Raw genomic sequence first — 13,432 nt, 5'->3', positions numbered from 1 at the left:
TAGCTTTTGGTTCTCCGGTGAGCGGGCACAACTGAATGATATAGCCTGTGGCGCAGGAAGCCCCTCTAGGGTGAAGTGAATCAATATATCGCCGGCTTCATAGTTGAAGCTCTCTTCCTTAAGTTCACACCCCAAGACATTATAGAATCCCGTTTTCAGCTCAAACTCTGAGAACGCTTCCGGAACCCAGTCCTTAGCCAGGCCTTCCATTCCTTCTTGTGCCTTGCAGATAACACCGATCATGATGCAGGCCCCTATGTATAACGCCCGGCGCAGCGGGCAAATTGGAGTGAGGAACGAGCGGAAATTTGGTCCGGCTGCCGCCACTTGTTAACTGCTACCACCAGAACCACAGCTCACTCCCTTTTTCGCCAATATAGTAATCTCCATCTCCTTGCGAGAGAGACCGAAGCCCATTTTCTAGCTCTATGGCCATTTCTGCGGGAAAACCTAGCACAATCTTATCTTTGGCCTCGCTTATGAACCACTTAGACGATACCTCTAAGACTAGCTTCTCGGGAACCCTTGGCTTAGCTGAACAATTTGGAACTGCAAGCTGCGCCTGTACCGGCCTAGTAACCGAAACCGTTCTTTTCGCTAGCTCTGGAGAATTTGCAAGGGACGCAACAAGACGCATCAATGACATCGCCCCAGCCTCATCACAATTCAAATGCCAGCCCGGATAGTTACGAGGCTTTCCTTCGTAGCTCCAAATCGACACCCTTCCGTTTTGCTTCCAATCGTTTGGATTCATGATTCAGTTAACAGTTTATTCAATCGCAGATGCGATATAACACTTTGCTGTATATCTCGGATACGCCCCCAGCCAAGAATCACACCAAACCATCTACCAATCAGTGACTTAACCCTCATCCAGGAATCAATCTCAACAGACTTTTCTTGCACTTGCATGTTGAACGGGAATTTTTACTCGGACTTTTCTTGCATCCGCTTTTCTGAAAAACCACTTTATCTCAATCACTTACAAATTTATGTAAGCCATATCCTACAAGTTCAACTTGCATGCGGGTGAAAACAGAGGGGTTGTGTGAGGGGGAAGGGAAAGCCTTGGGGTGTTTTTTGCCTCGCTTTGGCTCGGGATCGCCATGCGAGCATGGCTCCTACGGAGGCGAGTTCGACTGGGGGATTTCGTTATAAAAAAGCCGCGCGGTGCGCGGCTTTTTCGTCGAGCGGTAGTCCGTACTACGCGCTCTTTTCGGCGATCTTCTTTTTCCAGATGACCGGGCCGGTTTTGTGTACGGATTCGCCTTCGGAATCCACAGCCACGGTGACGGGCATGTCTTCCACTTCGAATTCGTAGATGGCTTCCATGCCCAGGTCTTCAAAGGCCGCCACGCGGGATTTGCGGATGGCTTTGGAAACCAGGTAGGCAGCGCCGCCGACGGCCATGAGGTACACGGCCTTGTTGTCCTTGATGGCTTCGATGGCCGCATCACCACGCTCGGCTTTACCCACCATGCCGATCAGGCCGGTTTCTTCCAGCATGGTGCGAGTGAACTTGTCCATGCGGGTGGCAGTGGTGGGGCCTGCCGGGCCGACCACTTCTTCGCGCACCGGATCGACCGGCCCTACGTAGTAGATAAAGCGGTTGGTGAAGTCCACCGGCAGTTTTTCGCCTTTGGAAATCATGTCGACCATGCGCTTGTGGGCCGCGTCACGGCCGGTGAGCAACTTGCCGGACAACAGCAGGGTATCGCCGGGCTGCCAGGTTTGCACTTCTTCCGGGGTGATGGTGTCCAGGTTAACGCGCTTGGCACCTTCGTCGTTGCCCCAGGCAATGTCGGGCCATTCTTCCAGGTCCGGGGCTTTCAGGTCAGCCGGGCCGGTGCCATCGAGAATAAAGTGGGCGTGGCGGGTGGCGGCACAGTTGGGGATCAGCGCGACCGGTTTGTTGGCGGCGTGGGTGGGGTAATCCACCACTTTCACGTCCAGCACGGTGGTCAGGCCACCCAGGCCCTGGGCGCCAACACCAAGGGCATTCACTTTTTCAAACAGTTCCAGACGCAGTTCTTCGGAACGGGTCTGTGGGCCACGGGCCTGCAGCTCGTGAATGTCGATGGGGTCCATCAGGGCTTCTTTGGCGATCAGCATGGCTTTTTCGGCGGTACCGCCGATGCCGATGCCCAGCATGCCCGGCGGACACCAGCCAGCGCCCATTTTCGGAATCTGTTCCAGCACCCAGTCCACCACGGAATCGGACGGGTTGAGCATGGCGAACTTGGATTTGGCTTCAGAGCCACCGCCTTTCGCTGCCACGTCGATTTCCAGGGTATCGCCGGGCACGATGGAGTAGTTGATGACCGCAGGGGTGTTGTCTTTGGTGTTGGCGCGCTTGCCATCCGGGTCCGCCAGCACCGAGGCACGCAGGACGTTGTCCGGGTGGTTGTAGGCGCGGCGTACCCCTTCGTTGATCATGTCATCGAGGCTCATGTCGCCTTCGAAAGTCACGTTCATGCCCACTTTGGCAAACACGGTGACGATGCCGGTGTCCTGACAGATGGGGCGACGGCCCATGGCAGCCATGCGGGAGTTGATCAGGATCTGCGCCATGGCGTCCTTGGCGGCCTTGCTCTCTTCCTTTTCGTAGGCTTCTTTCACCGCGCGGATGAAATCCACCGGATGATAGTAAGAGATGTACTGCAAGGCATCTGCGACGCTCTGGATCAGGTCATCCTGGCGAATCACCGTCATGGGGGAACTCCTGCTGGGACTGAATTTGGGGGCGGTAGTATAGCCCAGCCCCCACAGAAGGAGAAAACCCGCTTTTGCCCTGTTCGTTACAGGGAACAGTCACATTCGGTGGATTTGAGCAACCGGATGAGGTGCCGGTTGACCTCTTCGGGCTTTTCCAGATGCAGAAAATGCCCTGCCCCGGCAAGGGTTTGCAGCTCGACCCCGGCGGTGAAGTCACTTTCCACCAGGGTGTGCTCCAACAGCCTTGGGCTCATGCAACCATCGTTTTCCCCGATCAGGATCTGTGTCGGGGTGGCAATGTCACGGCCCAGCCAGGCCCGCGCCTTGCGGTGTTCTTTCTTCCAGACCTTGAACAGCGAGCGGTACCAGGCCAGTGCGGCAGGGATCACGCCGGGTTCGGCGAGAGTGTGTTTGGCGTTATCCAGATACATGGCCGGATCCCAATCCGGGGACCAGCGCTGCCAGAGGCTTTCCACCCCGGACAGATCCCCCCGTTTCAGCCAGCGTTCCGGGGCGATGGGCAGCTGAAAGAACTGCATGTAACCACTCAGCAATACCTGCTCGGGCACCTTGATCAGCGCCTGGGGAAGGCGGCGCAGCGGCGGAATTGCAAGGGCACTGAACGAGCAGAAGGTCTCCGGGGCCTGGGCACAGGCCAGGTAGCCCACCGCCGCGCCCCAGTCGTGACCGATCAAATGCACCCGGCCGCCCAGCTGGGCGGCAAAGACCATCAGATCGTCTACCGCGGCATACAGGGAATAATCCCCATTACCGGGCTGGCAACTGGGCGCATAGCCCCGCAATGCCGGCGCGATGGCGGTATAGCCAGCCTCGGCAATGGCATTGATCTGCACGGCCCAGTTTTCATAGGTGTCCGGAAAACCGTGCAACAGGATGACCGGCTCCCCTTCGCCGGCCATCAGGGCGGGAAAACGCAGGTCTCCATTGACCAGCTCTACCTGTTTCATCCGCGTACCTCAAAATGATTGGACAGTGGCGCATCACTCGCCTGCACATCCACTGCGGTCACCTGTGCCATGGCGGGGCCCTGGTGCAGGGCATCGAGCATATCGGCGACGGTATCCTCATCCCCTTGCAGCAAAGCTTCCACACGGCCATCGGCGAGATTACGAACCCAACCGACCAGGCCCCGTCGACCGGCTTCACGCTGGGTCCAGGCGCGGTAGCCTACTCCCTGGACGACGCCGGATACCAGTACGTGTTTATTCATTCGAGCTCTCCCGCTGATCATTGCCGACAGCCTTTTCGTCACGAAACAACGCATCCAGTGAGACATCCAGGGGCGCCATCATCTCCTGCCGGGCTGAATCCATGCGGCTTTTGAGCTGCTGCTCCCAGGGGGTAATCTGCTCCTGATGGCGCACCCGCAACTGGGTATGGGCCGGCCAGGGCAGCATGGACACCAGCTGCCCCAGGGTCAGATTACGCAAGTCCCGTGACAATACATAACCGCCCTCTTCAGTGCGGCGGATCAGACGGGCATCCAGCAACAAATTGCGGAATTCATCCCATTGCGAGATCCCGGATTGGCGCATCACCCTGCGCACTTCCCGACTACTCAGCAGTTTACCGTGCTGCTGACGCTCCCAGAACACATGCAACAGGCGCATCAGGGCATGCATACGGGGCACCTTGCTGCGATATTCATGAAATACCACCAGCGCCCGCACCAGTTCCGCCCCGCCGAGCACGATCATCCAGGAAATGTAGATCCACAACAGGAACACCGGCACCGCCGCAAACGCCCCGTACACCACCTGGTAGCTGGGTGCCTGCTTGATGAAGAAGGTAAAGCCCCCTTTAGCCAGCTCAAACAACAGTGCCGCGACTGCAGCCCCCAGCACCCCCTGCCGAAACGGGATACTGGTATTGGGCACCACGGTATACAGCAGGGTCAGCATGATGGTGGTGAACAGAAACGGCAGCAGCGTCAGCCAGAAGCGTGCACCACCAAGAAAGGTCAGGGTCTCGTTGAAGATCGCCTGCGATGTCAGGTAGGACGAGATGGCGAGCCCCGCCCCAAGACAGATGGGGCCCAACGACAGCACCGCCCAGTACATCAACAGACTGGTCAGCCCCTTGCGCCCGCCCCGCACCTTCCAGATGCGATTCAGGGTCTGCTCGATGGTGTGCAGCATCAGCACCGAGGTCACCACCAAAAATACAATCCCCAGCCCGGTGAGATTGGAGGCCTGCCGGGCAAACGACTGAAGATGATCCAGCATCATGTTGCCCGCGGAAGGAACAAAATAATTGAATGCCCACTGCTGGAATTGGGCGCCTTTGTCTTTCAGGGCCGGCACCGATGCCAATACCGCAAAGCTCACCGTCATCACCGGCACAATGGCAAACAGGGTGGTATAGGTCAGCGCGGCAGCACTCTGACGACAGCCGTCTTCATTGAACTGACGCATCAGCAAACCGGCAAAGGCGCGAATGGAATCGTATCGCGCCCGCACCGGGATCAGCTCATCATCCTTTTCCATCGGTTCCGGCATAGAAATGGCGTCCTTCTCCTTGCCACGGGTGGCCGGCAGCTTACAATGACCGGCGAATTCACTGAATATGCAAAGCCATGACGGATTACACGATTTATCATAACCCGCGCTGTTCCAAGTCTCGCCAGACCCTGGCCCTGCTGGAAGACAACGGCGTTGCGCCCACCATAGTAAAGTATCTGGACGACACCCCGGATGCGAGCACCCTGACAACACTGGTCGAACAATTGGGGCTGAACCGAGCCCACGATCTGGTACGCAACAAGGAAGCCGATTACAAAAGCGCGGGGCTGAGCAAAGACAGCAGCGATGACGATGTCATTGCCGCCATGGTTCAATACCCCAAGCTGATCGAGCGCCCTATCGTCGTAAAGGGCAACAAGGCGGTACTGGGACGGCCGCCGGAAAATGTGCTGGACCTGCTGAAATCATAACAACTAGGCCGATGGCATGACGGATTATGTACTGGTGCTTTACTACAGCCGCAACGGCAGCGTGGCCAATCTGGCCAGGCAAGTCGCTCGTGGTATCGAGGGAACAGGGCTGGAAGCGCGTCTGCGCACTGTACCCGCCATCAGCGCCGACCATGAAAGCACCGCCGCCCCGGTACCGGAGAGCGGCGCCCCCTATTGCACCCTGGACGACCTGAGCGGCTGTGCCGGGCTCGCGCTTGGCTCCCCCACCCGTTTTGGCAATATGGCCGCGCCGATGAAATATTTCATCGACCAGACCAGTGAACTGTGGATGAAAGGCGCGCTGATCGGCAAACCCGCTGGCGTATTCAGCGCCACCAGCAGTCTGCACGGTGGACAGGAAAGCACCCTGCTCTCGATGATGACGCCCCTGCTCCACCACGGCATGGTCATTACCGGGGTGCCCTACTCGGAAACCGCCCTGGTCGAGACCACCACGGGGGGCACCCCCTACGGCCCGACCCATGTTTCCGGAACCCACAGCGATCCGACCCTGACCGATCATGAAATTTCCGTGGCCAGAACCCTGGGCAAACGTCTGGGCGAACTGGCAAAACAATTGAAGGCCCGTTAATGATTCTGCTTCTTCTGCGCATCACCTATGCGCTGTTACTGCTGGTGGGAATCACCGGTTTGTTCAGCCTGGCGCCGCCGGACACCCATTTGGTCTCTACCCTGATCATCGCGGCGGTGCTTTATACCCCCTTGATCGTGATGCTGCCGGCAGTGATAGATGGCAACAAACGTCAGGCCACCTGGCTGTGCTTTGTCCTGTTGTTCTATTTTTGTGGTTACGCGATACAGCTACTCGATCCGCCGCCGGTGCGCACCCTCGCCATCGCCAAGACCACCCTCACGGTGATGCTGTTTGTGCTGGCAGCCATGCAGATTCGCGTTGGCCAGCAAAAAGCCGCCCAACCGCAGGAACCGCATGCGGATTGACGACCGGCTGGAAATTGAAACGCCGGAAGGGGCGCTGCTGACCTTGTCATTAGCCGGGCCCGTCACCCGTGCCATGGCCTACGGCATTGATCTGCTATTGCGGTTGCTGATCTTTGCCATTGTCGCTTTGTTATTGAGCCTGGCAGGCAAAGCGGGTACCGGGCTGATGCTGATCACCCTGTTCCTGCTGGAATGGTTTTACCCGACCCTGTTTGAAGCCCTTCGTCATGGCCAGACACCCGGCAAGAAGTGGATGGGAATCGCCGTGGTGCACAGCAATGGCAGCCCGTTGAGCTTTAACGGCAGCCTGATCCGCAACCTGCTGCGTACCGCCGATGCCTTTCCACTGTTTTACCTGCTCGGTTTTGTCAGCACGCTGATCAGCCCGCGCTTTCAGCGCCTTGGCGATATGGCGGCCAACACCCTGGTCATACATGTGGAAAACCCCGCCACGTCCAGCAAGAACGAACAAGGCTATAACGAAGCACCAGACTGGTCACTCAATCGGGACGACCAGCTGGCTTTACTGGCCTTTCAGGAACGCCATGAGCAGTTTTCCGAAGCACGCCAGCAGGAACTGGCGCAGCTTGCCTATCCGGAATTGAGCCCACCGCTGGCGTTGAAGAAACTGCAGGCCGTGACCCGCTTTCTGATGGAGGGAGCGCGGTGAAACAAATCCGCTTCGAGCAACAGTATCGGCCGGGCTGGGAATCACTGGAACAACAGCTCACCCAGCTGGAAGCGGTGCGCGTCAGCCGCCGTAAGGCCTTGCCGCTGGATCACTTTGTGGGCGACTACCGCCAACTTTGCCATCAACTGGCCCTGGCTCGTGAACGCAGCTACAGCCTGGAGCTGCAACAGTATCTGAATAACCTGGTGCTGCGCGCCCACCGTCAGCTGTATCGTTACAACCCGCCGCTGGCAGAACGCATTGGCCAGTTCTTCGCCCATGGCTTCCCCCAGGCCGTTCGCCGGCAATGGCAGTGGCACCTGATCAGCGCGCTCAGCTTTGTCCTGTCTATTGCCCTGGCCTGGTGGCTGGTGCAGCAACAACCGGACATGGTCTACACCGTGCTGGACGAAAGCTCCCTGGCAGACATCGAGATGATGTACCAGCCGGAAGGCAGTGACGTAAACGTCCATGAAGGCCGCACCGGCGAAGACGATGTGGTGATGTTCGGCTTCTACATCAAGAACAATATCGGTATCGCCTTCCGCACCTTTGCCGGTGGCCTGCTGCTCGGTGTTGGCGCCATTGTGGTAATGCTGTTCAACGGCAGTTTTTTTGGCGCCATTGCCGCACACCTGATTAATGTCGGGGGCGACCAGCCTTTCTTCACCTTTGTGATTGCCCATGGCGCGCCGGAACTGACCGCCATTGTGCTGGCTGGCGGCGCCGGCCTGAGGCTGGGTTGGGCCATCATTGCACCCGGCGCCTATACCCGGCTGGATGCCCTGCGACTGGCCGCCCGTGATGCCTTACCGACCATGTACGGGGTCTTTACCCTGCTACTGCTGGCCGCCTTTATTGAAGCATTCTGGTCACCACGGGAGTTCGAGCCGATGGTGAAGTACGCGGTTGGGGCCGCGTGCTGGGGGCTGCTGTATCTTTATCTGATTTTCGGGGGACGGGATGGATCTCGAAAACGCTAGCGCCCGGCTCGCACCACGCAGCCCCTGGCAGGCAGTGGATCTCGGCACCCGCCTGTTCCGTCGCTGGGCCTGGCCGGTGATACGCACCTGGCTGGCCTTCACCCTGATTCCCTACGGCCTGCTGCTATGGCTTGCCACGTCGCAGGAAGCCTGGTGGCCGTTGCTGCTGTTCTGGTGGCTAAAACCCCTGTGGGAACGGCCATTGCTGGCCTGGTACAGCCATGCCCTGTTTGCTGAAGAGCTTAGCCTTCGGCAACTGTTTCGCCGCTGGCCGCGCTATGCCCTGCCAGGCCTGTTTGCCCAGCTCACCTGGCGCCGCTTCAGCCCGTCACGCAGTTTCAATACCCCGGTGTGGCAATTGGAAGGAGCCCGCGGCCAGCAACTGAACCAACGCTTGCAGGTACTGCACCGCGCGCCCTCCAACCGTTCCTGGTTGATGACGGTGGTCATGATTCACCTGGAACAGTTCATGTCGTTTGCACTCATGGCGCTGGTGTACATGCTGGTGCCCTGGCAGTTGAATCTGGAGCTGAGCGACTGGTTCTTCGAGGAAAGTAATCTGCAAAGCCTGATGGCTTCGGTCTGTTTGTATCTGGCCATGTGCATCACCGAGCCATTGTATGTGGCCTGCGGCTTTTCGCTTTACCTGAACAAACGCACCTGGCTTGAAGGCTGGGACCTGCAGCTGGGCCTGACCCGCATCGGCAAGGCGCGGGCCGGCACCAGCGCCGCCCTCGCCCTGCTGGTCGGCGCCCTGCTGTTGCCGACGCCACCGGCACAGGCACAGGCAACACTGCCCGCTGACACCAAGGATGAGCAGCAGCAGGTCATCGAACTGCTCGCCGGCGAAGATTACATGCCCTTCGACACTTTCACTTACCGGGAATGGAAGGATCAGGACGAAGACAGCGAAGACAGCAGTATCTGGGAAACACTCTGGAAAAAGCTGTTCGAATGGCTGACCAACAGCGAATCACGGGCCAGCACCGACAAGCCGTTCAGTATTCCGTCCGGCTTGTTATGGGGCATCGTGTGGGCAGTCTTTGCAGGCGTCGTGGTCTGGCTGCTATTGAAGGTGGTCAATCAGATGGGCTTCCGGCTTCCGGGTCGCCAGCCGCAGAACGCGATCCCCACGCATGTGGCGGGGCTGGATATCCGTCGCCAGAGCCTGCCTGACGATATCGCCAGTGCGGTGAATGCTTGCCTGCAAGCAGAGGATATTCGCGGCGCACTCTCGCTGCTGCTTCGCGCCAGCCTCGCCACCTTGCTGCAGCGCTACCCGGTCCCCCTGGCGGCAGGCAGTACCGAACAGCACTGCCTGCGGACCCTGCGCCAGCATCACGGCAGCACTCCCGCACTTCAGTTTCTTGGCGACCTGATCAATGCCTGGGTGCGCACTGCCTGGGCCCACCGTCCGGTGCAGGCCGCCGAGGTCAAGGCATTGCTGAGCCGTTGGCAATCGCTGGGTCAAGCGGAGACCGCCCATGGGTAAGTGGCTACCGGTCGTCATTGCGAGCGTCATCGCCGCCATGGTGGGCGGGTATTACGCCCTCACCGAACCGGTGACCGCGGTGCACCGCATGCCACTGGACAGCACGGTTCTGCGCAACCCCTATCATGCCGCACAAGCCTGGCTAGAGCAGCGCCAGCAACCCAGCGAACGCATCCTCAGCGCCGCCGCCCTTTTTCCCCTGCCCGACAACACCCGGGTGCTGGTGTTTGACAAGCGCCGCGGCCTGATGACCGACAGCCAGGTCAGCCAGTTACTGGAGTGGGTCGAAACCGGCGGTGAGCTGATCGTCGCAGCGCGCCCCCTGCCGGAAAACCGCGATGAGGCCAGCGCCAGCGAGCAGCAATGGCAAGACAATGATCCTCTGTTGTACCCATTGGGCATCACCGTCTGGCGCCTCGAAGACGAGGATGAATTTCAGGAACTGGAAGAAGACCCCCTGATTGCCGTTTTGGCCACCATGCCGCTGTTTGCCGGCGATCCACTACGCTACTGCATGGACAGCGATAACGACGACCTGCGTGAAAGCTGTGTCTCTCTGTTTTGTGATGCCCCGGAACAACCCGAACCCCTGCTATTGCACGGTGAAGGCAGTGAACGCGACCGCTACATCCAACTCTATAGCGACCATGTTCTCTGGCATGACAGCTGGGATGAGGAAGACGATATCGCCCCGCACCGCCAGTGGCCCACGGAAGTGACCGGCTGGGCGGATAACGAGCATGGCAGCCAGTTGATTCAGCTTTCCCTTGGCGACGGCCAGATCACGGTGCTTTCCGATTTGAGCCTGTGGGACAACGATCACTTGCTCTATTTCGACCACGCCTGGTTGCTTGGCTGGCTCACCGGGGATAGCCCGGTCTGGTTTGTGCGTTCAGTAGAAATGCCACCCCTGGTGCAGTGGCTGTGGCGCCGCGCCCCCGAGCTGATCAGTGCCCTGGCAATCCTGTTGGGACTGTGGCTGTGGTACCGGATTCCCCGTCAAGGCCCCCTGCATCCCGCCAACGACGGTGACCATCACGATTATCTGCAGCACCTGCATGCCAGCGGCTACTTCCAGTGGCGCACCCGACAACACGCCGCGTTGCTGCGAGACCTGCGCAAGCAGGCCGGCAGCGTGCTCAACCGCTTGCATCCAGACCCGGACACCGCTTTTGCCCTGGCCGGCCGGCGGCTGGACACCCGAGCAGAACAGATACGCCTCGCCTTGTATGGCGAGCCGGAAAGCCGCGAACACCTGCTGCAAACCGTACAGCTACTCCAGACAATAAGGAGCTTGTCATGACATCCCCTTCCACGCTTGCCGATGCCACCCAGCTTGCGCAAGGCATTGAACAGCGCCTCAATCAGGTGCTGATTGGCCAGCAGCAAGTGGTCCGCGAAGTGCTGATTGCCCTGATCGGCGGTGGCCATGTCCTGATCGAGGGCGTGCCGGGGCTCGGCAAAACCCTGCTGGTACGCAGCCTGGCCAAGGTGCTGGAACTGGACTTCAACCGCATTCAGTTCACCCCGGACCTGATGCCCACCGATGTCACCGGCCATGCCATGTATGACCAGAAGACCGAGCAATTTCGCATCCGTCGCGGCCCGGCCTTTACCCAGTTATTGCTGGCCGACGAGATCAACCGCGCCCCGGCCAAGACCCAGGCGGCATTGCTGGAGGTGATGCAGGAGCGGCAGATCACTATTGAAGGCAAGGCCTTCAGCCTGCAGGAACCCTATATGGTACTGGCCACCCAGAACCCGCTGGACCAGGAAGGGACCTACCCACTGCCAGAAGCGGAACTGGACCGGTTTCTGTTTAAGGTCATGATTGATTACCCTGCCCACCACGACGAGACTCGCCTGGTGAACATGGTGCTCGACGGCACCATTCGCGCCAGCCTCGATGTGGACTCCCTGTCCCCGGTCACCGATGGCCCCGGCCTTCTGGCCATGCGCCAGCTCAGTGACGGCATCCTGATTGATGAGCAGGTTCTCGATTACGCGCTGCGGATTGTCCGCACCACCCGCGATTTTGCCGGTCTGAGCCACGGCGCCAGCCCCCGGGCCAGTATCGCTGTGGCCCGGGCCGCCCGGGTGCACGCCCTGTTTGAAGGCCGAGACTTTGTGACCCCGGACGACATCCAGCAAGTCGCCCGCCCGGTACTGCGTCACCGCATTCAACTCAGTGCCGATGCCGAAATCGAAGGCCAGACCCCCGAATCCGTACTGTCGCGCCTGCTCGACCAGGTGGAAGCGCCACGCCAATGAAACCCGATCGTCGGCTGCTGGCCATGATCGCCATTTGGGCGGCTCTGGCCTTGCCACTGCTGTTGTTCGACGCACAAACGCTGCGGGCACTGTGGTGGGCGTTGGGTGCCGTGGTGCTGATTGTGGCAGGACTGGATGGCTGGCGACTGCGGCGCATGCCCGCCCCCCTGGCCGAGCGCCGTCTGCCCAGCGCGCTGTCGGTGCAACAACCTCACACCGTCCGGGTTCGCCTGACAAGCGCCTCCCTGCGACACGGCACCCTGCTGGCGGATCATCACCCCGGCGACGACCCGGACACCGGCCTGCCCTGCCTGATCTCGCCGGCCGAGGAAGAAATTACCGAGCTGAGCTACAGCTACCGACCCGCTCGACGCGGCCCCGCGGAATTCGGCGACCTGGAATTCTGGGTGCCCAGCGCCCTTGGCCTGTGGCGAGGCCGCAAGGTGTCTCCGGCGGCCTGCACCGTGCCGGTTTACCCGGACTTCTCGCGCCTTGGCCAGGGCACGCTGGATGCCAGCCATGCCTTTCTGCTCACCGGCACCCGGCTCAAGCCCCGCCGTGGGGAAGGCATGGAGTTTCACCAGCTGCGCGAGTATCACCCCGGCGACAGCCTGCGGCAGATCGACTGGAAAGCGACCGCCCGGCGCCGCAGCCTGATCAGCCGCGAATATCAGGACGAACAGAATCAGCAGGTATTGTTGATGCTCGACGGTGGCCGACGCCTGGCCATGCCGGTGGGTGAATTGACCGGCTTCGACCATGCCCTTAACGCCGCCCTGCTGCTTGCCTTCAGCGCCCTCAAGCAAAAGGACAAGGCCGGCGCCATGCTGTTCTCCGGCGACCAGCCGCGCTGGCTACCACCAGTTCAGGGTCAGCAAGGGATCAACCATTTGCTCAATGGGCTGTATGACCTGCACCCCAGTCACCATGCCAGTGATTTCAGTCTGGCGGCCCGCCAACTGGTGCGACACACCCGGCGCAGGGCCCTGGTGGTACTGATTACCCGCCTGCAACAGGAAGACCGCGATGACCTGATGACCGCCGTCAGCCTGTTACGACGGCATCATCTGGTACTCGTCGCCGACATGCTGTTGCCGGAACAGCAAGCTCTGTCGCGTCGCCGCCCCGGCGACTTTGACGAAGCCCTGCAGGTGTGCGCGGATGCCCAGGAGCAGCAGGCCCGCCAGCAGCTGCACACCCGCCTGCGTCACGCCGGGGCGCTGGTGACGTCAACAACCCCACAGCAGATGCCAACCCAGCTCAATCAGCTGTATCTGATGCTCAAACGCAGCGGCCGGTTGTAAACCCGCCGCTGGCGTCCTGCCGAGAACCACATCAAGCCACCGCCTCAACACAGGGGCCACCCC

Annotated in this window: 14 protein-coding genes; 9 read left to right on the top strand and 5 right to left on the bottom strand. The window is 60.0% G+C overall.

Translation table 11 applies throughout. The features are described from left to right. The 5 genes from D4A39_RS12700 to D4A39_RS12675 all read right to left on the bottom strand — a co-directional run. Positions 1-243, bottom strand: a 243-nt coding sequence (locus tag D4A39_RS12700; RefSeq protein ID WP_147393916.1) for a hypothetical protein, incomplete at its 3' end; no start/stop codon positions are given. 960 nt (positions 244-1,203) lie between these two features. Continuing rightward, positions 1,204-2,712, bottom strand: a complete 1,509-nt coding sequence (locus tag D4A39_RS12690) for a fumarate hydratase (protein WP_022986690.1) — start codon at positions 2,710-2,712, stop codon at positions 1,204-1,206. 86 nt (positions 2,713-2,798) lie between these two features. Continuing rightward, on the bottom strand, positions 2,799-3,683 hold the full coding sequence (locus tag D4A39_RS12685) for an alpha/beta fold hydrolase (RefSeq protein WP_022986691.1): 885 nt from the start codon (positions 3,681-3,683) through the stop codon (positions 2,799-2,801). Then, the gene (locus D4A39_RS12680) at positions 3,680-3,946 is read right to left on the bottom strand and encodes an acylphosphatase (RefSeq protein ID WP_022986692.1); all 267 of its coding nucleotides are present in this window, start codon (positions 3,944-3,946) and stop codon (positions 3,680-3,682) included. Before D4A39_RS12680 ends, D4A39_RS12685 begins: the two co-directional genes overlap by 4 nt. Next, positions 3,939-5,234 (bottom strand): YihY family inner membrane protein, encoded by a 1,296-nt coding sequence (locus D4A39_RS12675; protein ID WP_022986693.1) that lies wholly within the window; start codon positions 5,232-5,234, stop codon positions 3,939-3,941. Before D4A39_RS12675 ends, D4A39_RS12680 begins: the two co-directional genes overlap by 8 nt. Positions 5,235-5,311: 77 nt before the next feature. Here D4A39_RS12675 and arsC point away from each other — a divergent pair, with 77 nt between their 5' ends. The 9 genes from arsC to D4A39_RS12630 are packed head-to-tail and all read left to right on the top strand — an operon-like array spanning position 5,312 to position 13,369. Next, complete coding sequence (gene arsC, locus D4A39_RS12670; protein ID WP_022986694.1) at positions 5,312-5,668, top strand: arsenate reductase (glutaredoxin); 357 nt, start codon at positions 5,312-5,314, stop codon at positions 5,666-5,668. Positions 5,669-5,684: 16 nt separating this feature from the next. Next, the gene (gene wrbA / locus D4A39_RS12665) at positions 5,685-6,281 is read left to right on the top strand and encodes an NAD(P)H:quinone oxidoreductase (protein ID WP_022986695.1); all 597 of its coding nucleotides are present in this window, start codon (positions 5,685-5,687) and stop codon (positions 6,279-6,281) included. After that, entirely contained in the window at positions 6,281-6,649 is a 369-nt protein-coding gene (locus D4A39_RS12660) for a DUF2069 domain-containing protein (protein ID WP_119918232.1), read from the top strand. The genes wrbA and D4A39_RS12660 overlap by 1 nt, the downstream gene beginning before the upstream one ends. Next, a complete protein-coding gene (locus tag D4A39_RS12655; RefSeq protein WP_119918231.1) occupies positions 6,639-7,319 on the top strand; it encodes an RDD family protein in 681 nt (226 codons plus the stop codon). The genes D4A39_RS12660 and D4A39_RS12655 overlap by 11 nt, the downstream gene beginning before the upstream one ends. Further along, positions 7,316-8,302: a stage II sporulation protein M gene (locus D4A39_RS12650; protein WP_022986698.1), complete on the top strand. Its 987-nt coding sequence runs from the start codon at positions 7,316-7,318 to the stop codon at positions 8,300-8,302. Before D4A39_RS12655 ends, D4A39_RS12650 begins: the two co-directional genes overlap by 4 nt. Continuing rightward, positions 8,283-9,794, top strand: coding sequence for a DUF4129 domain-containing protein (locus D4A39_RS12645; RefSeq protein WP_119918230.1), 1,512 nt, complete (start codon positions 8,283-8,285; stop codon positions 9,792-9,794). The genes D4A39_RS12650 and D4A39_RS12645 overlap by 20 nt, the downstream gene beginning before the upstream one ends. Next, the gene (locus tag D4A39_RS12640) at positions 9,787-11,097 is read left to right on the top strand and encodes a DUF4350 domain-containing protein (RefSeq protein ID WP_119918229.1); all 1,311 of its coding nucleotides are present in this window, start codon (positions 9,787-9,789) and stop codon (positions 11,095-11,097) included. The genes D4A39_RS12645 and D4A39_RS12640 overlap by 8 nt, the downstream gene beginning before the upstream one ends. Then, positions 11,094-12,065, top strand: coding sequence for an AAA family ATPase (locus D4A39_RS12635; protein WP_102791465.1), 972 nt, complete (start codon positions 11,094-11,096; stop codon positions 12,063-12,065). The genes D4A39_RS12640 and D4A39_RS12635 overlap by 4 nt, the downstream gene beginning before the upstream one ends. Next, positions 12,062-13,369 (top strand): DUF58 domain-containing protein, encoded by a 1,308-nt coding sequence (locus tag D4A39_RS12630; RefSeq protein WP_119918228.1) that lies wholly within the window; start codon positions 12,062-12,064, stop codon positions 13,367-13,369. Before D4A39_RS12635 ends, D4A39_RS12630 begins: the two co-directional genes overlap by 4 nt. Positions 13,370-13,432: the final 63 nt, after the last annotated feature.

It is taken from the genome of Alcanivorax profundi (genome assembly GCF_003597125.1).
GTDB classification, from domain to species: Bacteria; Pseudomonadota; Gammaproteobacteria; order Pseudomonadales; family Alcanivoracaceae; genus Alcanivorax; species Alcanivorax profundi.
Note: the sequence above shows the minus strand (reverse complement) of the source record. Positions and strands in the feature narration are given on the sequence as shown.

Excerpts from the sequence above, each read along its gene's own strand:
- wrbA (WP_022986695.1), top strand. The coding sequence starts at position 5,685 with ATGACGGATTATGTACTGGTGCTTTACTACAGCCGCAACGGCAGCGTG.
- D4A39_RS12675 (WP_022986693.1), bottom strand. The coding sequence starts at position 5,234 with ATGCCGGAACCGATGGAAAAGGATGATGAGCTGATCCCGGTGCGGGCG.
- D4A39_RS12630 (WP_119918228.1), top strand. The coding sequence starts at position 12,062 with ATGAAACCCGATCGTCGGCTGCTGGCCATGATCGCCATTTGGGCGGCT.
- D4A39_RS12660 (WP_119918232.1), top strand. The coding sequence starts at position 6,281 with ATGATTCTGCTTCTTCTGCGCATCACCTATGCGCTGTTACTGCTGGTG.
- arsC (WP_022986694.1), top strand. The coding sequence starts at position 5,312 with ATGACGGATTACACGATTTATCATAACCCGCGCTGTTCCAAGTCTCGC.
- D4A39_RS12690 (WP_022986690.1), bottom strand. The coding sequence starts at position 2,712 with ATGACGGTGATTCGCCAGGATGACCTGATCCAGAGCGTCGCAGATGCC.
- D4A39_RS12645 (WP_119918230.1), top strand. The coding sequence starts at position 8,283 with ATGGATCTCGAAAACGCTAGCGCCCGGCTCGCACCACGCAGCCCCTGG.
- D4A39_RS12680 (WP_022986692.1), bottom strand. The coding sequence starts at position 3,946 with ATGAATAAACACGTACTGGTATCCGGCGTCGTCCAGGGAGTAGGCTAC.
- D4A39_RS12640 (WP_119918229.1), top strand. The coding sequence starts at position 9,787 with ATGGGTAAGTGGCTACCGGTCGTCATTGCGAGCGTCATCGCCGCCATG.
- D4A39_RS12685 (WP_022986691.1), bottom strand. The coding sequence starts at position 3,683 with ATGAAACAGGTAGAGCTGGTCAATGGAGACCTGCGTTTTCCCGCCCTG.
- D4A39_RS12655 (WP_119918231.1), top strand. The coding sequence starts at position 6,639 with ATGCGGATTGACGACCGGCTGGAAATTGAAACGCCGGAAGGGGCGCTG.
- D4A39_RS12635 (WP_102791465.1), top strand. The coding sequence starts at position 11,094 with ATGACATCCCCTTCCACGCTTGCCGATGCCACCCAGCTTGCGCAAGGC.